21 protein-coding genes are annotated in these 23,534 nt (G+C 46.1%); 11 read left to right on the top strand and 10 right to left on the bottom strand.

Annotation, left to right across the window (positions count from 1 at the left end; genetic code table 11):
• Nucleotides 1-6 precede the first annotated feature (6 nt).
• On the bottom strand, nt 7-1,401 hold the full coding sequence (locus IEY13_RS07640; RefSeq protein ID WP_188951397.1) for a TolC family protein: 1,395 nt from the start codon (nt 1,399-1,401) through the stop codon (nt 7-9).
• 100 nt (nt 1,402-1,501) lie between these two features.
• Entirely contained in the window at nt 1,502-1,852 is a 351-nt protein-coding gene (locus IEY13_RS07635) for a hypothetical protein (protein WP_188951396.1), read from the bottom strand.
• A 151-nt stretch (nt 1,853-2,003) separates the two neighbouring features.
• Here IEY13_RS07635 and IEY13_RS07630 point away from each other — a divergent pair, with 151 nt between their 5' ends.
• From IEY13_RS07630 to arsB, 4 genes are read left to right on the top strand one after another with little or no spacing between them, the layout of a single operon-like run.
• Nucleotides 2,004-2,336 carry an ArsR/SmtB family transcription factor gene (locus IEY13_RS07630; protein ID WP_188951395.1) on the top strand — a complete coding sequence of 111 codons (333 nt, stop codon included), beginning with the start codon at nt 2,004-2,006 and terminating at the stop codon, nt 2,334-2,336.
• 57 nt (nt 2,337-2,393) lie between these two features.
• A complete protein-coding gene (locus tag IEY13_RS07625; protein ID WP_188951394.1) occupies nt 2,394-3,233 on the top strand; it encodes an arsenite methyltransferase in 840 nt (279 codons plus the stop codon).
• A 16-nt stretch (nt 3,234-3,249) separates the two neighbouring features.
• On the top strand, nt 3,250-3,666 hold the full coding sequence (locus IEY13_RS07620; RefSeq protein WP_188951393.1) for an arsenate reductase ArsC: 417 nt from the start codon (nt 3,250-3,252) through the stop codon (nt 3,664-3,666).
• A 1-nt stretch (nt 3,667) separates the two neighbouring features.
• Entirely contained in the window at nt 3,668-4,729 is a 1,062-nt protein-coding gene (gene arsB / locus IEY13_RS07615; RefSeq protein WP_188951392.1) for an ACR3 family arsenite efflux transporter, read from the top strand.
• A gap of 3 nt (nt 4,730-4,732) precedes the next feature.
• On the opposite strand, the gene nhaA is transcribed toward arsB, so the two are convergent.
• Nucleotides 4,733-5,899, bottom strand: a complete 1,167-nt coding sequence (gene nhaA / locus IEY13_RS07610) for a Na+/H+ antiporter NhaA (protein ID WP_188951391.1) — start codon at nt 5,897-5,899, stop codon at nt 4,733-4,735.
• Between the two features lie 226 nt (nt 5,900-6,125).
• Between nhaA and IEY13_RS07605 the strand changes: the two genes are divergently transcribed.
• From IEY13_RS07605 to IEY13_RS07600, 3 genes are all read left to right on the top strand, one after another.
• The gene (locus IEY13_RS07605) at nt 6,126-6,524 is read left to right on the top strand and encodes a (R)-mandelonitrile lyase (protein WP_188951390.1); all 399 of its coding nucleotides are present in this window, start codon (nt 6,126-6,128) and stop codon (nt 6,522-6,524) included.
• A gap of 97 nt (nt 6,525-6,621) precedes the next feature.
• On the top strand, nt 6,622-6,744 hold the full coding sequence (locus IEY13_RS30285) for a hypothetical protein (protein ID WP_262891964.1): 123 nt from the start codon (nt 6,622-6,624) through the stop codon (nt 6,742-6,744).
• 23 nt (nt 6,745-6,767) lie between these two features.
• Nucleotides 6,768-9,659, top strand: coding sequence for a glycosyl hydrolase 115 family protein (locus IEY13_RS07600; RefSeq protein WP_188951389.1), 2,892 nt, complete (start codon nt 6,768-6,770; stop codon nt 9,657-9,659).
• A 169-nt stretch (nt 9,660-9,828) separates the two neighbouring features.
• Here the strand turns inward: IEY13_RS07600 and IEY13_RS07595 are convergent, their stop codons facing one another.
• The 7 genes from IEY13_RS07595 to IEY13_RS07565 form a co-directional block, all read right to left on the bottom strand.
• Entirely contained in the window at nt 9,829-10,752 is a 924-nt protein-coding gene (locus IEY13_RS07595; RefSeq protein ID WP_188951388.1) for a transporter family protein, read from the bottom strand.
• A 12-nt stretch (nt 10,753-10,764) separates the two neighbouring features.
• Entirely contained in the window at nt 10,765-11,796 is a 1,032-nt protein-coding gene (locus IEY13_RS07590; RefSeq protein ID WP_188951387.1) for a cytochrome-c peroxidase, read from the bottom strand.
• Between the two features lie 4 nt (nt 11,797-11,800).
• Complete coding sequence (locus tag IEY13_RS07585; protein WP_188951386.1) at nt 11,801-12,610, bottom strand: MbnP family protein; 810 nt, start codon at nt 12,608-12,610, stop codon at nt 11,801-11,803.
• 137 nt (nt 12,611-12,747) lie between these two features.
• The gene (locus IEY13_RS07580; protein WP_188951385.1) at nt 12,748-13,122 is read right to left on the bottom strand and encodes a hypothetical protein; all 375 of its coding nucleotides are present in this window, start codon (nt 13,120-13,122) and stop codon (nt 12,748-12,750) included.
• Between the two features lie 131 nt (nt 13,123-13,253).
• Nucleotides 13,254-15,395: a TonB-dependent siderophore receptor gene (locus IEY13_RS07575; protein ID WP_188951384.1), complete on the bottom strand. Its 2,142-nt coding sequence runs from the start codon at nt 15,393-15,395 to the stop codon at nt 13,254-13,256.
• Between the two features lie 96 nt (nt 15,396-15,491).
• Nucleotides 15,492-15,788 (bottom strand): hypothetical protein, encoded by a 297-nt coding sequence (locus tag IEY13_RS07570; protein WP_188951383.1) that lies wholly within the window; start codon nt 15,786-15,788, stop codon nt 15,492-15,494.
• A 110-nt stretch (nt 15,789-15,898) separates the two neighbouring features.
• Nucleotides 15,899-16,252: a hypothetical protein gene (locus IEY13_RS07565; RefSeq protein WP_188951382.1), complete on the bottom strand. Its 354-nt coding sequence runs from the start codon at nt 16,250-16,252 to the stop codon at nt 15,899-15,901.
• Between the two features lie 138 nt (nt 16,253-16,390).
• On the opposite strand from IEY13_RS07565, the gene IEY13_RS07560 reads away from it, so the two are divergent.
• The 4 genes from IEY13_RS07560 to IEY13_RS07545 all read left to right on the top strand — a co-directional run bounded on the left by IEY13_RS07560 (nt 16,391) and on the right by IEY13_RS07545 (nt 23,466).
• A complete protein-coding gene (locus tag IEY13_RS07560) occupies nt 16,391-19,243 on the top strand; it encodes a TonB-dependent receptor (RefSeq protein ID WP_188951381.1) in 2,853 nt (950 codons plus the stop codon).
• Between the two features lie 109 nt (nt 19,244-19,352).
• Nucleotides 19,353-20,762: a family 43 glycosylhydrolase gene (locus tag IEY13_RS07555; protein ID WP_188951380.1), complete on the top strand. Its 1,410-nt coding sequence runs from the start codon at nt 19,353-19,355 to the stop codon at nt 20,760-20,762.
• A gap of 1 nt (nt 20,763) precedes the next feature.
• The gene (locus tag IEY13_RS07550; protein ID WP_188951379.1) at nt 20,764-21,579 is read left to right on the top strand and encodes a hydroxypyruvate isomerase family protein; all 816 of its coding nucleotides are present in this window, start codon (nt 20,764-20,766) and stop codon (nt 21,577-21,579) included.
• A 75-nt stretch (nt 21,580-21,654) separates the two neighbouring features.
• Nucleotides 21,655-23,466 (top strand): chloride channel protein, encoded by a 1,812-nt coding sequence (locus tag IEY13_RS07545; RefSeq protein WP_188951378.1) that lies wholly within the window; start codon nt 21,655-21,657, stop codon nt 23,464-23,466.
• Nucleotides 23,467-23,534: the final 68 nt, after the last annotated feature.

Here is a 23,534-nt window from a genome sequence, read left to right as displayed (position 1 = left end):
AAGGGATTAATTTAACAGCTGTAAAAGATCTTCTACCCGGTTTTCGGCTACTGCTTTCTGAAACACAGCTTTGCAGTAATTGTATTTGGCAGTGGTATAATCCGTTTCTGCACGGTATAAAAGATTTAATGCCATGTTCAGTTCTATAATATCGGTAAGGCCGTTTTTGTATAGCGATAGCTTTTGCCGGTAGGCCGCCTGTGCGGCGTTCAGCTGATTGGGTATTTCTTCTAAACGGTGGGCCGCTGTTAACACTTCTGTGTTGGCCTGGCCAATGCCCAGCTGTAATAACGTATTTTGTTCGTTCAGCTTTTTCTGTGCATAAGTGCTCATGGCTTTTTGTGTATGCAGCTGCAATTGCTTTCTTTTTAAATCAAACACATTCCAGGTAATACCCAGCCCCACCAGGTAATTACCCCGCTCAAAACCAATGCCTTTGGATAGCGGGCGAAACTCATCTGCCGCGCTTACACTGGAGCCGCGGCCCCAGGCGGCTGCCTGCAACGATACTTTGGGGTTATAACTTTTTTTAACCAGCGCTTCTTTATCCAGGCTGTTCTGATACAGCGATTGGTAATAGGCAATGGAAGGATGAAGGGCCGTATCTGTTATGCCGGGTATTGTACCCGATAGCTGCTGCATCATCTGTTTTTCAATACCCGTATCGGCAACCAGTTTTTGCGGGGCAATGCCGCTGAGGGTGCCCAGCTGCAGGCGTATCTGCATTATCTGGTTATTAATTTCAATAGCCACCAGCCGCGCACGCGAAAGCTCTGCGGTGGCAATGCTGGTATCTACACCTGCTTTAATACCGCTTTTGGCCAGGGCAAGAATAGAACGGCGTATCTCTTCATTACGGCTGATGTTCTGTTGTTGTATAGCCAGCAAATCCTGCAGGCGCACCAGTTGCAGGTAAGCATCTATAGCATATGCCTGCAGTTGATAGCGGCTTTGCGAAAAGCGCGCTTCTTCTACGTTTACATCCGATTGGGCAACAGATTTCTGCGCATTGTAGGCGCCGAAATTATATAGTTCCCAGTCCAGCGAGGCAATGCCCAGGTTGGTTAGGATGGTGCTGGAGTTACCTGCCTCACGCACACGGGAATTGGAGGGTATAATACCAAAACCGAAATAACCACCGGGCAGGTTGTTATTGGTACCGGCATCTACCTGGTAGTTGAGTTTAAAAGAAGGCAACCAGTTGTAGCCTGTTGCATGCAGCTGTTGCTGTTTAACAGATACAGCAGCGGAGTCTGCAGCCAGTGAGGGGGCGTTTACCCGCATACCGGCCAGTAATTGCTGCAGGGTAACGGCGCTGTCTTGCTGCTGCGCCGTTGCCGCAGTCCATAGTAGTAGCACACAACCTGCCAGCAGGCTGCGTACCTTATGTTTGTATGGCATAACGAATTAAATAAGGTTGAATACCGGAAATAAAATCACAATCGCGCACTGTTTACCAAAACAGCACACGTAGGGGCACAGGAATGCTACAGATAAAAAATCAGATACTTAGCTTGCCGGTAAAAAGATAGGTTTTGGTGCCGGAGATACTGCTGTAAGCAGCCACGGTTACCTGCGGATGCAGGTATAAAGCCGTTTGTGTACGTGCTGCTATAAAGCGTGACGGTGTAACAGGCGGCAGCTTTACTATTTTCAGCTGCAGGCGCTCCAGAATAGCAGGAAGGGGCGCTTCTTCAAAATCCTGTTTCCGCTTTTTTACGTGCTTGTAAATGAAATATGCATTATCAGCTTCTGCCTGAAAATCGTGCGTAAGCAGTATAAACGTAGGTCTTGCCACCAGTACAAGCCCTATTAATGCTACCAGAAGTGATATGATATACTTTTTTTGCAAAAATGCTATTTGCCGCAAGATAACCTGTGAGATGATAAAAACATAGCTGAAGCTTTGATTTAACAAGAAAAAAGCACGGCTGCCAATAGTGTAGCAATACGCCTGTAAATTAGTTTTGGAGGAATGAATTAGTTTATCGTAATATTGCGATATGGGAGTTACGAAATCAGATCTTTTCACCAGACAGCAGAATGAGCTTGCCAATATGGCAAAGGCACTGGCGCACCCCGCCCGTATTGCCATTCTGCAATACCTGGTAAAGAAAAATGCCTGTGTGTGCGGCGATCTGGTAGAGGAACTGGGCCTGGCACAGGCTACCACATCCCAGCACCTGAAAGAACTAAAGAATGCCGGCATTATACAGGGAACCGTAGAGGGTGTAAGCGTTTGCTACTGTATTAATCCTAAAGTATGGACAGCATATAAGGAACTGTTTAACAGCTTTTTTAAAGAGGTTACGCTGGAAGGTGGCAAATGCTGTTAGCGTTTTTTTTGCGCACATTAATCGCAATATTGCAATGAAAGAATGAATGATTAAATCATGAAATCAGACAATGAATTAAAAGAACTGGTAAGGCAGAAATACAGTGAAATAGCCTTGCAGGATAAAGATGTAAACGCAGCTTCCTGCTGCGGAGCGGGCAGTTGCTCCACGGAAGTATATAATATAATGACAGATGATTACTCCGCTGTAGAAGGCTACCAGCCAGATGCCGATCTTGGTTTGGGCTGCGGTTTGCCTACTGCGTTTGCGCGCATTAAAAAAGGCGATACGGTAGTTGACCTGGGGAGCGGTGCGGGTAATGACTGTTTTGTAGCACGGCATGAAACGGGCGAAACCGGTAAAGTAATTGGTGTTGACTTTACACCAGCCATGGTAGAAAAGGCCCGTGCCAATGCGGAGGCCAGAGGGTTTAATAACGTTGAGTTTCGCCAGGGCGATATTGAACAGATGCCGGTAGGGGCCAATGTGGCAGATGTAATAGTAAGTAACTGTGTATTAAACCTGGTACCTAACAAAAGCGGCGTATTTAAAGAGATGCACCGGGTACTAAAACCAGGTGGCCATTTCAGTATATCGGATATTGTACTGGAAGGTGAATTGCCACCGGTAATACAGCAGGCGGCTGAAATGTATGCTGGTTGTGTATCGGGTGCCATACAAAAAAGTGCTTATCTGGAACTGATAAGCAGCAACGGCTTTACAGGTGTTACTGTTCAGAAAAGTAAGGCTATTGTAATACCAGATGATATATTAAGTGCTTACCTGACACCCGATGAAATAACCCGCTTTAAAAATAGTAACACCGGCATATACAGTATTACTGTGTATGCAGAAAAGCCCGTTGAAACAGCCTGTTGTGCTCCGGGATGTTGCTGATAAAACAATAAACAACATGATAAGAGTATTGGTATTATGTACCGGCAATAGTTGCCGCAGCCAGATAGCGGAAGGCTATTTAAAACATTTTGCAGCCGGAAAAGCCATGATATACAGCGCTGGTGTGGAAACGCATGGTGTAAACCCCCGTGCAGTGGCTACCATGCAGCAGGATGGTATAGATATATCAAAGCATACTTCTAACAATATGAATGAGTATGAAGATATAGCTTTCGATTATATTATTACCGTATGCGATAATGCAAAAGAACGTTGTCCATTCTTTCCTTCTTCTGCCCGGAAATTTCATTACAACTTTCCCGACCCTGCAAAAGCCACCGGAACAGAAGAAGAGATTATGGCACAGTTTCGTGAGGTGCGTGAGCAGATAAAAGCGTATAGCAAAGATTTTATTCAAAAGTATATAGAATAACATGAGTGCCGGTAATTGCAGCCCTGCGGCGGAAAGAAAGCGGCTTGGTTTTTTAGATCGGTATCTTACCCTCTGGATTTTTATGGCCATGGCCGCAGGTGTAGCCATAGGTTATGCAGCGCCCCAAACGGGTGCGTTTATCAACAGCTATTCTACAGGCAGCACAAACATTCCCCTGGCTATCGGATTAATACTGATGATGTACCCGCCGTTTGCCAAAGTAAAATATACAAAGTTAGGTAAGGTGTTTTCAAATGTAAAAGTGTTGTCTGTTTCGCTACTGTTAAACTGGGTGGTTGGGCCTGTGGTTATGTTTGTGCTGGCGGTTTTATTGTTACACAATTATCCTGAATACAGGGCAGGGCTTATTTTAATAGGGTTGGCACGCTGTATTGCCATGGTAATGGTATGGAACGAACTGGCAGGGGGCAGCCGGGAATATGCGGCGGCGCTGGTAGCAGTAAACAGCATATTTCAGGTACTGCTTTACAGCCTGTATGCATGGGTTTTTCTAACTGTTTTACCACCCGTATTTGGCCTGCCCGGCATGGTAATACCTGTTACTATGGGGGACGTGGCAAAAACAGTAGCCCTATACCTGTGTGTGCCTTTTGCTGCCGGAGCTGTTAGCAGGTGGATACTGGTAAGGTGGAAAGGGGAGGCGTGGTATAACAACCATTTTATTCCTGCTGTTTCTCCGGTAACACTGGTAGCGTTGTTGTTTACCATACTGGTTATGTTTAGCCTGAAAGGTGGTGCCATAGTGCAGATACCGGCAGACGTACTAAGGATTGCGTTGCCACTGGTTATTTATTTTGCAGCAATGTTTCTGCTAAGCTTTTGGGTGGGTAAGCTGCTGAAGGTAAAGTACGAAGAAAATGCGGCTATAGCTTTTACCGCCGCAGGTAACAATTTTGAACTGGCCATAGCAGTAGCTATTGGTGTGTTTGGTATTAACTCAGGCCAGGCTTTTGCAGGGGTAATAGGCCCACTGGTTGAGGTGCCGGCTTTAATTGTACTGGTACGTGTAGCGCTTTGGTTAAAGAAGCGTTTGCCGGTGTAAGGCTTATGGTTGCCTGGTGGTTTTTAGAATAAAATAGCCCACAGTAGCAGAAATTACAGAACCGCAAAGCACGGCAAACTTTGCCTGCGCAATTACATGCGCATCTTCAAAAGACAGCAGTGCCATAAAAATGCTCATGGTAAACCCTATACCTGCCAGCAGCCCGGTACCCAGCATATGCCGCCAGGTGGCTTGTTGGGGCAGGTGACTGATGCCTGTTTTAATACCCAGCCACGAAACCAGTAAAATACCCAGGGGTTTGCCCACCAGTAAGCCAACCACTATACCCAGCCCTAATGGGGTAAGCAATGCGCCGGGCATACCGCTATCGAACGTAATATTGGTATTACAGAAGGCAAAAAGCGGCACTATAAGCAGGTTTACCGGCTGCGCCAGAAAATGTTCCAGCCGTTGTAAGGGCGATGTTTTATTTTTTGCCGCAACAGGTACAAATAAGGCGGTGAGCACACCCGCAATGGTTGCGTGAATGCCGGAATGGTGTACAAAGTACCACAACAGCATACCGGGTATAAGATAGCAGAACAGGTTGTGCGCCTTTAACCTGTTAAGTATAAATAAAACCAGCGCCATTGCTGCGGCATACCCCAGATACTGGATATGTATTTCTCCCGCATAGAATAAGGCAATTACCAGAATAGCCATTAAATCATCAGCAATAGCCAGCGCCGCCAGAAACACTTTAAGCGAGGCGGGAACCCTTTTGCTTAACATGCCCATAATAGCCAGCGCAAAAGCAATGTCTGTTGCCATGGGGATGCCCCAGCCGCCGGCAGTTGCACGCCCGCTGTTGAATATAGCATAAATAAAAGCGGGTGTAACAGCGCCGCCAAGGGCACAGAGTACAGGCAGCAGCGCTTTTTTGGTGGTAGAGAGTTCGCCCGCTACTATTTCTTTCTTAATTTCTAAACCTACCAGCAGAAAGAATACAGCCATCAAGCCATCGTTTATCCACGACTGAATGGTGTAACGCAGGTGAATGTTATCAGATTGATAGCCGAGTTCGGTTGTAAGCCATGTTTGCAGCGAAGCGGAAAGGGGAGAGTTAGCTACCAGCAACGACAACACCACACAGGCAAAAATTAAGATGCCGGAGAATGATGCTGAGGTAATTAACTTTTTTACTATGCCTGGTCCGCTGTTTTTTTGCATGTATGAGGTTGTAAAGGATACGAATATGGGTATCTGCTGCCTGCCGGCAGACGTAATTGTTATCCGATGATGCCGCTATAAAAACGGTATAGCCGCAAAATAGAAAAAAGAACGCGAAAGTCTGTAATTCTTAATGGTTGGTTTGATTTCCTTTAGCGTTACGGCAGATATCACCAGTATCTTTGTGTGTTATTCATTCCGTTTTTAAAACAAATCACTAACAGATATGGAAATAACAAGAATAGGCTCGCAACCATCTGCCAAAGGGCCGGAAGATTGGTTTAGCGGTGCGGTAAGGATAGATCCACTGTTTGCTGCCAACGATGCACCGCGTGCCGCAGCAGCCAGTGTAACTTTTGAGCCAGGCGCCAGAACCACATGGCACACGCATCCACTGGGGCAAACGCTGATTGTTACCGCCGGTTGTGGCTGGGTACAGCGGGAAGGTGGCCCTGTAGTAGAAATTCACCCGGGCGATGTGGTGTGGTTTGCACCGGAAGAAAAGCACTGGCATGGTGCTACTGCTACTACAGCCATGACGCATATTGCTATTCAGGAAAACCTGAACGGCAAGGTGGTAGACTGGCTGGAAAAGGTGAGCGAAGAAGAATACCTGAAAAAATAAAACAGGCCTCCTTTTTTAAACAGGAACCCACCTTTCTCAGGACGGCACAGGACACAACTACATCTTCATTTATTATCTTAGCTGATTGCGGGGCTGTATGAAACCATTTTTCTCTGAAATGGATAATGCTGTTGCCGTTGATAAGTACTATCTGCGCCCGGTGCCGCAAACGGTTATTGACCGCGGTACAGAGGGGTATCCGCAAAACAAAGGATATTAGTACAATACAGAAAGGAAGAATTTATGAATACAGGATTTGTTTGCCGGTTTATTGCAGCAGCACTTGCCCTGCCCTTTATGGTACATGCACAGCAACCCGCTTTTACAGTAGTGGCCGGAAAAGCGAAGGCCAGCATTGTATACAGTGCGGTTGCTCCTAAACTGGATGCTATTGCAGCAGATTTGCTGGCAGAAGATATAAAACGCGTTACCGGTATAAAACCGGAAGTACTTACGGATATTACCCGTGCAAAAGGCGATGTTATTGTTATTGGCAGCGCACAATCGCAGTTGATTCAACAGGTGGCTGGTAAAAAGAAGGTCATGTTACAAAAGCTTGCCGGTAAGTGGGAGCAGTTTGGCCTTGCTGTAGTAGACAAACCCTTGCCCGGCATTACCAAAGCGCTGGTGGTAGCTGGCAGTGATGCCAGAGGAACTGCCTACGGTGTATTTACGCTGAGTGAAAAGATAGGAGTTACCCCCTGGTATTTCTGGGCCGATGCGCCTGTGCCGCCGCAGCAGCAGCTGGCCATTCATCAGCCAGATTCCTTATCCGCAGCGCCTTCTGTAAAATTCCGTGGCCTTTTTATTAACGATGAAGACTGGGGGCTGCAACCCTGGGCTGCCAAAACGTTTGAGCCTGAAACAAACGATATAGGCCCTGAAACCTACACAAAAGTGTTTGAGCTGTTGCTGCGTTTAAAGGCTAACCTGATATGGCCGGCCATGCACCCCGGCACCAAAGCATTTTTTCATTACCCGGGTAACGTTGCCGCCGCAGGTGATTATCAGATTGTAATAGGCTCCTCCCATGCAGAGCCTATGCTGCGTAACAACGTAGATGAATGGAATGTAAAAACCATGGGCCACTTCAACTACCTTACCAATAAGGATAGTATTTATAAATATTGGGAAGCGCGTGTACAACAAAGCAGTAAGGTAAATGCCATTTACAGCATGGGTATGAGAGGCGTACACGATGGCCAGATGGAAGGGGTAAAGAATATGAAAGAAGCACTACCCATTGTGGAAAGGATTATAGCCGATGAAAGGGGCCTGCTTAGGAAATATGTAAACAAGGATATTACCAAAGTGCCTCAGGTACTTACACCTTATAAAGAGGTGCTGGAAATTTACGATAACGGTTTAAAAGTGCCGGAAGATGTTACGCTGGTATGGCCGGATGACAATTATGGTTATATACAACGGTTGAATACAGATGCGGAAAAGAAAAGACCGGGTGGGGCAGGTGTATATTACCATGCCTCGTACTGGGGCCGGCCGCACGATTATCTGTGGCTGCCTTCTGCCAACCCGGCCTTAATGCGCGAAGAAATGGTTAAAGCGTACGATAACGGGGCAGATCGTTTATGGGTAGTGAATGTGGGCGATATTAAACCCATTGAATACAATACGCAGTTTTTTCTGGATATGGCGTATAACATAACACCATTTACCAAAGCCGGTTACGAGCGCAATTATCTGCAGGCCTGGTGTAACCAGGTGTGGAAGAACGATGCCGCAAACCGTATTGCCCATGTGTTGCAGCGCTATTATAGCCTGGCGTTTGAGCGCAAGCCGGAATTTATGGGCTGGAGCCAGACGGAACCCAGCACGCCTACCCGTTATAGCGGTTACAACCATTTCAGCTATGGCGATGAGGCACAGCGAAGAATAGATGCTTATGATAGTCTGCAGCAAGCTGTAAAGCAATTGCGTGCGCAGTTTGCCAATGAAGATGCTGCCTACTACCAACTGGTATATTATCCGGTGATGGGGGCTTCGTGGATGAACAAAAAGTTTTTGTACCGCGATAAGGCGTATATCTATGGCCGCCAGAACCGCATAAGCGCCTGCCACTACGCTGCCCTGTCACAGGCAGCTTATGATAGCATTGTACACGAAACGGTTTGGTATAACCAGCAGTTGAATGGCGGTAAGTGGCGGCATATGATGTCTATGGAGCCACGTAAGCTGGCCGTTTACCACGCACCGGTATTACCTGCATTGGCCATTGAAAAAGGCTATGGCTGGGATGTGGCACCGGAAAATTACGATACACTGGCTTACAGCGCAGCAAAGCCTAAAAAGTTGCCTGCTTTTACACAAGGGGTACAACAACGGTATTTTATAGATCTGTTTTTGCGCGACTCTGCCAGCCTGCCCTGGCAGGCGCAGAAAAATGCAGCGTGGATAACCTTGTCTGAAGAGAAAGGTACGCTGCTGCCACAGGGAGATGCTAGCGCAGTACGTATATGGGTAACGGTAGATTGGGCAAAAGCACCTGCCGGGGCTAAGATAGCCGGGAAGGTAGCGTTTGCTGCAAACGGACATACAGAAACTATAACCATTACGGGTGAAAGGCCTGCTGCAAATGAATACGCCGCCTATAAAGGCTTTACAGAGCAGAACGGTATCGTATCTGTTTACGCTGCGCATTTTACCGCTAACAAAGCCTCCGCAGTTGCGCAATGGAATGTGGCTCCGGGCCTGGGCCATACAGAGCTGGCTGTACAATCGCAGGTGAAGGGCAAGGCAGATACAGTAAATGTTGATAAATCTGCATGCCTTACCTATACCTTTTATTCTCTGTCTGCAACAGCGCCTGAACTGCGTGTATATACCTTACCCACACATGCTTTGAATAAAGATTACAAAATGCGCTATGCGGTAAGTATAGACAATGGCCCGCTACAGGTGACAGATTTTCGCACTTATGGCCGCAGTGAGGAGTGGAAGCAGAACGTATTGCGCAACTCCGCCATAAGAGAATGGAAGCTGGCTCCGTTAGCACCTGGTGAACATGAGGTGAAAATATATGCTATTGATCCGGGTGTGGTGATAGATAGATTATTGATTCAGTTTGGCGATGCGCCGGCAAGTTATAGTGTAATACCGGAAACGGTGAAGGAATAGCAGTGCGTGCGGCAGGTATTTGTTTCAAATCTGTAATGTTATCAGCAGTATCTACGATGGTGCTGATAAAAAGCCTCTGAAAGCAACATGCTTTCAGAGGCTTTTGTTTTACTGGCTTTGTTTCATTTTTGCGATGGCTGCCTGTTTCTGCTTTGTCGGTGTTAACCTGTTATAAGCGATAGGAAACATGCAGCATCATACGGTTATTGGCTTTTACAAAACCGTTTGCCAGGTTTTGCGATAAGGGTGTTTGCCAGTTGCCGCCCACTGAAAACTTTTGAAAGGCTGCTTCCAGGCCTGCGGTGCCGGAAAGTGCATAGCCGCCGGATACGTCTGATTCGTATTTGCCATCCATATCTTTCTGCGCCGTTTCGTATAACACGCCCGTATTAGGCGCTATGGTTACTGCCTGCTTTATTTTAAACTTGTAATACAGTTGTGCGTTACCGCTAAACTTGTTGCCATACTCATAATCGTAGTTGTTGGCGGTGTTTATCTTGTAATTCGCATTCACATTCATGCCGGCATCCTGTAAGCGTATATCGTACATGGCATTCAGCGTAAAGTCCACACTTTTGGTACCCAGCTGAAATATATTGGCTGTTTCCACACCGGGTTGTTTTCCTACAGGCTCATATTTTCCGGTAGGTAGTTTTACACCGCCACCCATCCATAAGGAGTGTACCAATAGTTTGCTGCCCAGTGTTTTTTGGGTATTAAAAAGCTGGTAGTAGCCGGTTAAAGCAATATCGCCAATACCGTTTTTAGTAGTTGTTATACCCTGGTTCAGCCGCTCGTTAAAGTTAAACGGTACAAACCCCATTACACGTATTCGTTTGCCAATATTCCAGCCGCCCCATACTTCTACGGTACGATAGGTTTCATCGGTGGTTAAATATGAGGTAGTGCCGCCGGCGCCTAAATGCGTACGCAGTGTTTTATACTGATAACGTACACCCACTATTTTTTTATTGAACTCCGGCAAAATGCCAATATAATAGCTTCCTACGCCACAGCCGCAGATATCACAGGCGTGAGCTTTTGTAAAGCCAATTGCCAGTAATATCAGGGCCAGCATAATACATTTCTTCATCGTCATCTGTTTTTATTGTTCAGCAAGCAGTTTGTTGGTAACAAACGTTTTATCATTCAGCGTATTTAAAAAGGCCAGCAACTGTGCTTTCTCTGCATCTGTTAAGGCAATGCCCAATGTGCCGTTCTGTTGCAGTAACGGATCCAGATTAGGGGTTTGCTGTACATTATCAGTATAATGGTTCAGTACGCCCATGATGGTTAAATGCCGGCCATCGTGCATAAACGGGGCAGTATAAGCCAGGTTACGCAGGCTGGGTACTTTAAACTTATACCTGTCTGTAGGTTGTAACGTTGCCAGGTAACGGCCCTCATCATTTACAGCGCTGATGCTTAAACCATTGTTGCGAAAGCTGTTGTTGCTAAACAGCGGTTCGGTATGGCAGTTGCTGCATTTTTGCTGAAACAGGGCATAGCCCGCCTGTTCCTGTTGGGTAAAGGTTACACCGCCCTGCCTGCGCATAACACTATCGTACTTTGCGTTGCTGCTGATGCACATAATCATAAACTGCGAAAAAGCTTTCATCATTCTGGCATTGGTAATGTCTTCTGTACCAAATGCCTGTTTGAATAAACCCGGATATTCGGGGTGTGCTTTCAGTTTACTGATTACGTTTTGTATGGTTTCATCCATTTCCACATGGTTGGTAATGGGGGCCACCGGTTGCAGATCCAGATCAAACACACCTCCATCCCACATATAAGCAGGCATCCATGCCAGGTTCATAATAGGTGGGGAGTTGCGGGTGCCCAATCGGTCGTCTATACCATGGCTTACATCGTGTCCGTGCTGCGTAAAGGCAGAGCTTTGTATATGGCAGCTGCCACAGCTGATGGTGTTGTTGCGGGATAAACGCGGCTCGTAAAACAGCTTACGCCCCAGTATAAAACCGGCCTCTGTAACCGGGTTATCCGCCATGCGGTATACCGGCTGCGGAAAATTGGCCGGTGTTTCAAACCCGGCAAAAAAGGTGCTGATAACATCTTTTTTACCACAGGCATATAATACCAGGCTTATAATGGCTATCCAATGTATTCGCTTCATACGCCTAGTTTTCGGTATGGTCGTGGTGGAACATGGCTGCATAGTTGTTGGCAACATTTAAACTGTAGGTGCTGAACATTATTTGTGAGTTATTGGCCAGGCTTACATTGGTGGTGCCGTTAAACACCTTCATTATATCTACCAACAGATGTATGTTCGCATTGCGGCCGGTTCTTACTTTAGCTACTCCACCCGCAGTCAGGTCCACATTGATGGTTTTGATGTTGTTGATAGTAGGTGCAGAATAGCCGCCAAAGCCGCCTACATGAAAGCGGAATTTCTGGTTGGCATCTACCGTGGCAGGAACGGCTGAAGAAGCACCTTCCATTTTAAAAAAAATATAACCGCTATTCCATGTCCAGTACATACCATCCATACCGCCGGTAGGGTCTAATACACCGGTTCTTTTGCTGATGTCCATGGTGCTGCGCAGGCTGTCTACACCCAATACAAAGCTCAGTTTGCTGTATTCGCCTTCCGGTACTTTAATGTTGGCAAAGCGGGTGGCGGCTTCACTTTCATTCACCAGAAAATAACTGCTATCGGGGTTAACGGTATAGGTGGTGCCGGCACTGGTGGTAACCTTTATGTTACTGATAAAGTATTTCAGCAGGTTTACGGAAAAGGTTTCTCCGACAGCATTTTTGTAGTTGCCGGTGCTCAGCTGCAGGTTGGCATCGCCCGCAATATTGTCAAATTCTATAGATAAGGGTGCCATGGTTTCCGGCTGGTAACCGGTGCTTTCTTTTTTGCAGGAGGCAATGGTAAGGAATAAGCCGGCGAAGAGTAACGTGTTTATAATGTAAGTGCGCATAACAAATAGTTGATCCTTTTAATAAGGAAATGAATAATGAATAAAACGGGTAAGGCATACGCAGGCACCAGCTATGTAGCATGCAATGCTGCTTACATAGTGGTAATGGATGCCGGTAAAAAATGGAATAAATAGCCTCAGGCGGAAGGAGGCCTGAATGGCGCACTTACATTACCTGCAGGGTAATGAGCCATGTAGCAGGTGGTATGCTGTATTTTCAATAGTTCCCCATCCGGAGGGGCTGGCAGTAAAAATGGTACCGGTTCAAAAATTTCTGTTTTGTTTTCCAGTTTTCTTTCCGGGTTCTCTTCGTCTTTACTTTCCTCCTGCTGTAGCTTTTTGTGTAACTGACATTTGCCGCCGCACTTGAGTTGTGGCTTGTTTTTGTTTTCGCAAAGCTTTTGGGCAATGTATTGTTGGTTGGCATAAAACTCCAGTACTATAGCGGTTCTGCTGAAGGTTTGCAGCAGAAAGGCCAGTAATAATAGTATGGATGTTATTTGTTTAGCCAATGTATATGGTTGGTTGTAATGTTACTATTGTGCTTTAAGCGTAACTGAAAAATAGCCTGTATATAGGCTTAATTGATTTGTATATTTTTCACCAGCCATCCGTGCCAGGCTGTTCGTTTTAATAATATTGGTTAAAAAGTATAACTAAGGGTGGCCCTTACTTCCCGTGGTGCCAGGGGTACATAGGCATATATACCCGCCGGGCGTGTCCACGCGCTGCCGTAGTTATACCGGTTAAAGATGTTGTTTACAATGGCATTTACTGCAAAGTGTTTACCTGCCCAGCCCAGGCCACCATCTACACGGAAAATATTGGCCAGGTGCAAATCTCCATCTGCTGAATAGCGGCCGGCTCTGCCACCCTGCCACTGATAGCCACCGCTTACGCTGAAGCCTTTTATTTTGCGCAGGGGCAAACGGTAGTTTAACCAGCTGTTTTGTATATGTTTTACCCGGTAAGGAGAAGGGAGGCCTATGTTGGCTTTATTGGCATCTTTAGAAATATAAGAATCGGTATACGCATAGTTGACTACCACATTCAATCCTTTCACAACTTCGCCCTTCATATCAAACTCAACACCTTTTGATCTGGTTTGGCCAATCTGCGATTGCAGGTTGGTTTGTGGGTCGGTAACGGTAATGTTATCCCGGGTAATAGTGTAGGCAGATACACTGGTGTTCCACCTGCCGTTAGCCCAGTCTTTTTTTACACCTGCTTCCAGGTTTTTTCCTTTCAGCGGTTTAAACACATCACCGGTAGCACTGATGCCGCTTTGCGGCGTAAAAGTCTGATCACGCAACACATACACCGATAGGGTATTGCATACAGAATAGCTGATGCCCAGGCGTGGGGTTACCACCACATCGCTTACCGCAGAGGCCGAAGCCACGGGTTTGTCTACGCTGCTGCGAGAAGTAGTAAGGCGCGCTGCTACGGTTACACGCAGCCGGTTGTTCAGCAGGTTCAGTTCGTCCTGCGCATAGGCTGCATAATAGCGGATAGCCTGTTTGTTATTGGCTATATCTTCCAGCTTACCGGTTTTTACATTGTCGCAGAAGGGCAGGCCGTATACCGGGTTTTTTACATTTAACGCATACACGGTTTGGTTGGCAGTGGGATCGCTCTGGCCGGAATAGGCCAGCATGTTTTTATAATTTACATCTATACCACCCAGCAGTTTGTGTACAATGCTACCGCTGTTTACCTGCCCGTTTACAAAAGCCTGTAGCGCATACACGCCGGTGTTAAACCGCTCATAAGTTACACGGCGTAATATTTCCTCCGGTTTGGTGGCATCGTACCTGGATATAAAGAAGTAGTTGCCATCCAACTGGTCGCGGGCAAAGGCCCCTTTAACGGTTAACTGCCATTTGCTGTTAAAGCTATTCTGGTAGGTAAGGAAGGCATTGTGCTCATTGGCTTTTACCGGCGCTTTATTAGGGTCGGTAATGCTGAAATCAACAGGCAGCGAGCCGAAGCCATAGGGAGAGAATACCGTCATCAGGTACTGTTTGTAACGCTGGTGCTGGTAAATATACTCTGCGGTAACAGAGGAGTGGCTGTTGATATTGTATTTCAATACCGGGTTTACAATGGCTTTATCGTTGAAAGCATATTTCTGAAAAGACTGTGCTTTCTGGCCTGCCAGATTTAAACGGTATTGCCACCGTTTTTTTTTATCAAAGCTGCCGTTAAAATCGCCCGTAAGCCGGTACAGATCAAAGCTGCCTGCCGTAAGGCTTACCTGGTTGGTAGTGGTGCTGCCGGGTTGTTTGGTAACAATGTTAAACGAACCGGCGGGGTCGCCTATAGCGTTTACAAAACCGGCCGGGCCTTTTATGTATTCCACTCTGTCCATTAGTGCCGCATCTTCCGGCATAGGGCCATAGTAAATCATAGATATATCTATGCCGTTGCGCAAGGTGTTTATACCCGCACCGCGCATATACATCAGCGGACTATAAAAATCTGCCGTATTGTTACGCATGGCACCGCTTACATTGCGCGTAATGCTTTCGTTAATGCTAATGGCTATCTGATCGGCCAGTATGCTTTTATCCACCTCCTGAATATTCTGCGGTAACTGCAGCAGGGCGGTGGATACTTTCAGGCTGCCGGATGCGTTGTCCAGTTTATAATTGCGGTAGTATCTGGAAGTAATGATAACATTATCCAGTACCTGTGTGGCTGTATCTTTTGCTACCCGCGCTGTATCGGACAGGCCAGGTTGCTGTGCTTTCAGTTGGGTGCAGCAGGCTACACCTGTAAGCATGAAAAAGTAGTTCCGGTATCTCATAAAAAAATGCATACAGCTATCTGTGCAGCCCGTTGTTACAGGCTGCCTGATAGTAACATCAATAAATAGGGATTATGCCTTTTTGTGCAGGCCGTTAAACAGCTCTATACGGGTGTCTTTTTCCGCGTACTTTATTACCATTATACGGTAGTAAAGGCGTATAACCTGCCCCAGCACAATGGCCACCAGCAAAAAGGTAATGTACGTCATACCCGTATTGGTAAGCGCTGCATGTGCCAGGTCAGTGCCATAGGCATATAACACCCATGCCACCAAAGCAACAGCAGTAAGCATGCTTACCTGTTTAATTTCAGCGTAGTAGTAATTGCGCTTCAGCTTGCGAAAGAGTATCCGGAATAAATATTTCATGGTATTTGCGTGTTTTAATTGCGAACGCTGTTACAGCATATTATACGGCTTTGTATAAAAGCGCCGTAGTGCTGCCGTACAGTAATCCGTTAAAAATGAAACCTTTGTAATTAGCAAATACCCGCATTGGGTGGGTGAAAGAAGGATGTGGACTGACCGGCTTCTGTGTTTTCTGAAAAGTGATGAAAGGTATTACCCGAAAGCGAAGTGGCTGTTACGGGAACGGTAGCGTAAAATGTTTTAGAGGAAAGCACCAGCGGCGCAGGACCTTTCTGATCGGGTAGTTCTTTTTCTTTCTTGTCTTCCGTGTTCAGCTTTTTGTTCAACTGACATTTGCCGCAACAGTTCAGTTTGGGCCTGTTCTTGTTTTCGCAAAGGTTTTTGGCAATATAATCCTGATTTACATAGAAGTTGACAACAACAGCAGCCCTGCTAAAAGTTTGTAGCAGCAGCACTATCATCATACATATACATGTAATCTTTTTTGCCAAATTGCTGGTTTCTGCCGCGAAGGTAGGGGAAATATCTGAAGGTAGGCTAATGCTTTCTTGTTGCTGTTATTCGTTTTTTATATTATAATTGTTTCCATAATCACTGCAGTTTTGAAACCCTTCGCCTTATTCCTGTTTTTTACATCGCTTGCTATATTCAGCCATAAAGGCTTTGCCCAAACACCCGGCAGGGTTTTGGGAAAGGTGCATGATTCTACGGGAACAGCTATTATCAACGCTTCTGTTACGCTGATAGCCGATAAGGATACCATTAAAATAAGAACCGGAGAAGATGGTGCATTTAACTACGCTAAGCTAAAAGGTGTGGGTGTGGTGGTAATTATTACCGCACCGGATTACGAAGCGGATACCGCCCTTTATTCCTTTGATAAAAACAGGCAGATTGATGTGGGTACGGTAATGCTGCGCCCTGCTTATAACGTACTGAAAGAGGTAATAGTAAAATCGAAACCCAACCCCGTTAAGATAATGCAGGATACGGTGGAGTTTAATGCCGCCGCGTTCCGGGTAATTGAAGGCGATAACGTGGCCGATCTGATAAAGCAGTTTCAGGGTGTGGAGGTAGATGATAGCTACAATATGCATTTTATGGGGGAGGATGTGGTGAAGATACGGGTAAACGGAAAGGACTTTTTTACCAGTAATGTAAAAGACTTTCTGGCTAAACTGCCTGCGGAAATAGTTTCGAAAATTCAGATTATTGACGACTATGGCGATCTGGCCAACTTTACCGGCATTAAAAGTGGCACCAGCAGAAAAATGCTGAATGTGGTTACCAAACCCGGAATGGACAGGGGCGATTTTGGCAGTTTTAGCGTAACAGCAGGCACTAACAAGCAAATAGGTACTGCCAACGAATTGAATATATGGAAGGGGGAGAAACAAACCGGCCTTGGCGGTATGTATATGCGGCAGGATAATGGTGCGGGCCAGAGTGAGAATGGCGGTTTTTCTGTTAACCACCGCGGTAAGCTGAGGGAGAAAGGCAACTTCAGCTTTAATTACAATACCAACCAGGGTAACAACGATTACCTGAACGAGCAGGCTGTGGAAACCGTCAGCAGTATTGGCACCTATTACAATAACTCTGTTAACCAGGGTAAATCATCCAACTCCGGCCATTCCCTGTATTCTGAGTTTACGGCAAGGGGAGATAAAACTTTTCTCAACGGAACTGTACGGCTGGGTTACAATCAAACGCAAACGCATAGCAATGTGCTAAACAGGCAGAGTGGTGTGGTAAAGCAGGATTTTAATAACCTTAGTAACAGCAGCAACCGATCGCCCGATATACACGCCGGTTTTTCTTTATCCGGAAAAACCAGAAAAGGAAAAGTGCTGACTGCTCATCTGGGTTTTTTCAGAACAGCGCAGTATTCCAGCCAGCTTATCCGTACCCAAACACTTTATTACGATCAGCAGAACGATCAGTTGCTGAAAGATTCGGTGCTGAGCCGGAATATAGAAGGCAGGGATGTATCGAAAGGGTTTGATTTCAGCACAAACTATACACTGATGCTGCATAAGGATAGTGTTAAAAAAAGCAGCAGTAATATGATGTTTCAGTATAGCATGGCACTAACCTCGGCTGAAAATACATCTGCTACCTATGTGCTGGATGCACCTGCTGTTAAGTATGGGTTTGTAGATTCGCTGAGTGCTGCGTTTACTTCCGTATTTGTAAAGCAGGCCATTGGTATTAATTACTATTACAATGCTGCCAAAACCAGAGTACTTATTGGGGTAACTGCCCGGCCGGTTATACTCAGTAATCGTTATGTATATCTGAACCAGCGCATTCATAACAACAACTTTAACTATGCTCCCAACTTCAGTTATAGCAGGGTGATAAACCAGGGTAAAACTCTGTCTGTATCTTACAACGGCGATAACAACAGTCCTTCTCCGGCGCAGCTGCAACCGGTGCGTAATACGCAGAACCTGCAGAATATTGTTATTGGCAATCCGGATCTGAAATCGTATTTCCAGCATAATGTAAGGGCCGATTACCGGTACGCGCCGGTTAAAACAGGCATTTCATATTTTGCATCGGCCAATGCGTCTGCTACGCAGAATGAGATAGTGCAGAATGTGATTATTATTCCCGATACGCTGGGCAGCTACAAACAGGAAACCCGTATGGAGAATGCCAATGGCTCCTGGAATGCGAATGGTAATTACTCGGTTACCATACCCATTCAGCAAAACAAACACTGGATAACTTATGATGGTAATATAGGGCTGAGTAACCGGGTGGTATTTGTAAACAATACCCGGTATTTTAATAAAGGCGTGGATATTTCCCAGACCATATCGGGCCATGTTAATCTCAAAAAGCTAAATCTATCCGGTAAGCTCAACTATACCCGTTCCAGCAATAACAATATTAACGGTGTACTCAGCAGAGCCGGTGCAGGCATGCCCGTTATGTTAAATCCGGGGCAGTTTGCCAGTACCAGCTTTTATACCTCGCAGCGGGTTACGGCAGAGGCGCGTGGCAGAATGCGCTTAGAAAACTTTGGGTTTGATGCAGATGCCAGCTATACCTATAGCGCCAATACCAATGCAGATGTTGCCAATGGCAACCGGTATCTTACAACAATAGCACTGGGGCTTAAAAGCGATGTTACGCTTAAAAAGCGTTTTAACATGAGTGTTGCTGCTTCCAAACGTATTAACACCGGCTATGCACTGGCCAATACCAATCCGTTTCTGCTGGGCTTTACGGTTGCCTATCAGATGCTGAAGAACAGAAACCTGCGGTTGGGTATTACGGGTAGCGATCTGCTGGCGCAGGGCAACCTGGTGGCCAGGCAGGTGTATGGTAACTCCATTATAGATTCCAGAAACAACGTAGTTACCCGGGTGTTTACCCTGGGGGCGTGGTACAATGTTTCCAATTTTGGCAAAGGGGGCAGGCATATACGGGTTGACCCTGATTAAAAAGTACGAAAGATTGATTCACGATTACCAACCGGCTACACCTGCAAGTTCTATTTTCGGCCATCAGCCATCGGGTTATCTGTATGGCTTTCTTAAATTGCAATGGAATATGAAAATTTTAAGTCGCCTGGCATTGTTGTCAGGTATGGCGCTTGCCACCACTACGCATGCACAACAGGTGCGTTATAATGCCATCAGCTCCGGCACACCGTGGACAGACGATCAGGGCAATGCGGTTAGCGCACACGGTGCCTGTATTCTCAAAGAAGGAACTACCTTCTACCTGTTTGGTGAAAGGCATACGGACACCTGTAACCGTTTTGCTGGTTTTAATTGTTATTCCTCTTCTGATTTGTATAACTGGAAGTTTGAGTCTATAGCCTTGCCGGTGCAGCCCTCCGGTAAAATGGGGCCAGACCATGTAGGTGAGCGGGTAAAAGTGATGAAGTGCCCGAAAACCGCGGAGTTTGTAATGTTTATGCATGCAGATACACTGGGCTATACCAATCAGTTTGTGGGTTATGCTACTGCCAGTACAGTCACGGGGCCATACACTTTTAAAGGGCCGTTGCTGTTTAATGGTAAGCCCATTCGTAAATGGGATATGGGTACTTTTCAGGATGAAGATGGGAAGGGGTATGTATTGCTGCACGGTGGCGATATTTACCAGCTGGCAGAAGATTACAGTAGCATCACCGCTATGGTACATAAAAACATGACGCACGGTTTTGAATCTCCTGCCATTTTCAGAAAAGACAGCCTGTATTATTTCCTGGGCTCAGACCTTACCGGATGGGAGCGGAATGATAATACTTACTTTACTGCCACTGCTCTGGCAGGGCCGTGGACAAAGCGTGGCTTTTTTGCGCCTGCAGGTTCACTTACCTTTAATTCACAAACCACTTTTGTACTGCCGGTTACCGGTTCAAAACAAACAACGTATATGTACATGGGCGATCGGTGGTCTTTTCCCCGGCAGGCAACAGCAGCTACTTATGTATGGCAGCCGTTGGTGGTAAAAGGCGTTGAGCTGTCATTACCGGTATGGCGTGAATCCTGGCAGCTGAATACCAAAACAGGCGTTGTTGCGGATTTGGTATGGAAGGGTACTACTATTCCCGTAACGGATAAAAAGCGCGTGCAGGAGTATGGCAGTTGGAAGCAGGTAAAAGTGGAGGGTGCAACCCTGCTGAGGTCGGATGTAAAAGAGGATTCGCTTGTATTCCGTTTTTCCGGAAAACGCGTGGCATTGTACGGATTATCTGATTCTACCGGTGGGTATGCAGCTATTATTATCCGCAATGCTGCCGGCGCAGCCGTTTGCAACGCTACGGTAGATATGTATTGCAAGTATCCGGTTAAAGCACTGACTTTTATAAGCCCTTTATTACCGGCAGCAAATTATACGCTTACGGTAAAGGTAAAAGGGGAGCATTGGTACTGGATGGATAAAAAGAAAAACCGTTTTGGTGCTAAGGGTACTTACATAACAGTAGAGAAAATAAAGATTATTGAATAATATGAGCAACGATCGCATGCAGGCATTGCTGGGGCATATCAGCCCCGCTGTGCTGAAAGGGAATATTCACCATTCGGTTTGCCGCTGGTGTTATAATTCGTTATCACTGGAGGAGCTGTGCCAGGTGGTAAAACATCTCGGCTTTAGCGCCGTTGATCTGGTAGGGCCGGAGCACTGGCCTTTGTTAAAGCAGTATGGTATTGACAGTTCTATGTGTAATGGCGCTGAAATTTCGCTGGAAAAAGGTTGGAACAATCCGCAGTACCATGCAAAGCTGATTGAAAACTATTCGGCCATGATTCCGCTGGTGGCTAAGGCAGGCTATAAAAATCTTATCTGCTTTAGCGGTAACCGCGATGGCATGGGAGAGGAGGAAGGATTGGTAAATGCGGCAAAAGGCTTACAGCAGGTAGCGGCCCTGGCAGAGCGGTATGGGGTAACACTGGTAATGGAACTGCTGAACAGCAAGGTAGACCATATAGACTACCAGTGCGATAATACGCAATGGGGGGTGGAACTGATCAACAGCATTGGATCTGAAAACTGTAAGTTGCTGTATGATATTTACCACATGCAGGTAGATGAAGGGAATATCTGTGCCAACATACAGCGCTATCATTCGTATATAGCTCATTACCATACAGCAGGTGTGCCCGGCAGGCATGAAATTGATGCATCGCAGGAGCTGAATTATCCGGCCATTATGCAGGTAATACGCAATACCGGCTTTACAGGCTATGTTGCGCAGGAGTTTATTCCCGCGCAACCAGATGCTATAGCCTCGCTGAAGCAGGCTATAGATATATGTGATGTGTAAAGTGTGTGCCGGGTAGAATACATTGCAGGGGAGCCGACAAAAGCCCATAAAATCCTATTCCCTTACCTTTACCGGATGAAAAACAATGCGGTAGATCAGACAAAGAGGCAGGCGATAAAGTGGTATCAGGTGATGATAGACTTTTTGCATGCAAAAATGTCCAGAGTACAATACATTATTTTTTCTGCGGTAGTAGTGGGGGTAGTGTCTGGTCTCATGGCTGTTTTGCTGAAAACAGCGGTGCATGAAGTACACAGCTGGGTTGAGTCTTTTAACGACAGGCGGTTGTTTTTTCTGCTGTTACCTGCTGCCGGTTTACTGCTTACTACGTTTGTAATTCATCGTTTTTTTAAAGGGCATATTGAAAAAGGCATTGCTATGGTGCTAAAGTCTATTGCCCGCCGTTCTGCTTATATTCCTACCCGCAATAACTATATTCATTTTATTACCAGCGCACTTACGGTGGGTTTTGGTGGTTCTGCGGGGTTAGAAGCGCCCATTGTTGCCACAGGCTCCTCACTGGGCTCTACCATGGCCAGGCTGGGTAAACTGTCTTATGCAGAGCGGATGCTGATGATTTGCTGCGGGGCAGCGGCGGGTATTGCAGCCGTGTATAATGCGCCTATTGCCGGGGTTATATTTTCTATAGAAGTATTGCTGGTAGATACCATGGTCAGCTATTTTGTACCGCTGATTATTGCAGCGGTAATCGGGGTGCTTTGTTCCAAAGTGCTGGTGGGAGATGCGCATTTGTTCAATTTTGTGCTCAAGCAGAATTTCAATTATTATAATGTGCCTTTTTACGTGTTGCTGGGCATAGGGGCTGGCTTTCTTTGTTTGTATTATGCACGCGCCTTTGGTAAAGTAGATAAATCTATACACCATTGGAAAATGGGGCCTTATTCCAAAGCGCTCGTGGGTGGTGGTTTGCTGGCGTTGTGTTTTCTGGTGTTTGCTCCTTTATATGGTGAGGGCTACGCAAGTATTACGCGGCTGGCAGATGGTACGCCTGCAGAAATACTGCCGGCAGTAAGCTGGGCAGATAAAATACCTTATGATTTGTTGTTACTGGGTTTTACCGGGATGGTATTGTTAATGAAGCCGGTAGCTGCTGCTATAACCATAGGCTCCGGCGGTAACGGCGGTAACTTTGCGCCTTCGTTGTTTGTAGGGGCGTTCTGGGGTTTCTTTTTTTCGCGCCTGATGAATGTTACGGGTTGGGTAGAACTGCCCGAAGGTAACTTTACGCTGGTAGGCATGGCAGGTGTTTTAAGTGGTGTAATGTATTGCCCGCTTACGGCTATCTTTCTGATTGCGGAAATTACCAATGGTTACGGGCTGTTTATTCCGCTGATGATTGTATCGTCTATTGCTTACTTTATTGTTAAACAGTTTGAACCTTATTATATGGAAACCAAAGCACTGGCTTTGGGTGGTCAGATTTTTACGCATAAGAAAGAGCATAACATTCTTTCCTCTATTCATGTATCTGACCTTATGAAAACCGGCGAGAAGGTATTGCAGCTGAACGACCGGTTTGAGCAGTTGCTGGCACTGATAAGAAACGCAGATGCCAATAACTTTGCAGTGGTAAACGATAAAAAGGAACTGAAAGGTGTTATTGACTTGAATGATGTACGCTCGCTGCTTGCAGAACCGGAGCAACATTTGCAAACCCCTGTTCAACAGTATATGCGGCAGCCGGAAACGATAATAGAAGAGGGCCAGCCTATGGTGGTAGTAATGGAGCAGTTTGATAAAAGCCAGGCGGCTTATTTACCGGTGGTAAATGAAAACAACATCTTTATAGGCTTTGTATATAAGTCTGCCTTGTTTCAGCAATACCGGGCACAGCTGGCTGTACAGCGGGATATTTATGAAGAATAGCCATCAGGCAGAACATATGGATAACGTTTATAAATTGTTAAAGCCTGTATTGTACAGGCTTTTTTCTT

The organism is Filimonas zeae, from assembly GCF_014641615.1.
GTDB lineage: Bacteria > Bacteroidota > Bacteroidia > Chitinophagales > Chitinophagaceae > Filimonas > Filimonas zeae.
This window is presented reverse-complemented; position numbering and strand designations above follow the sequence as displayed.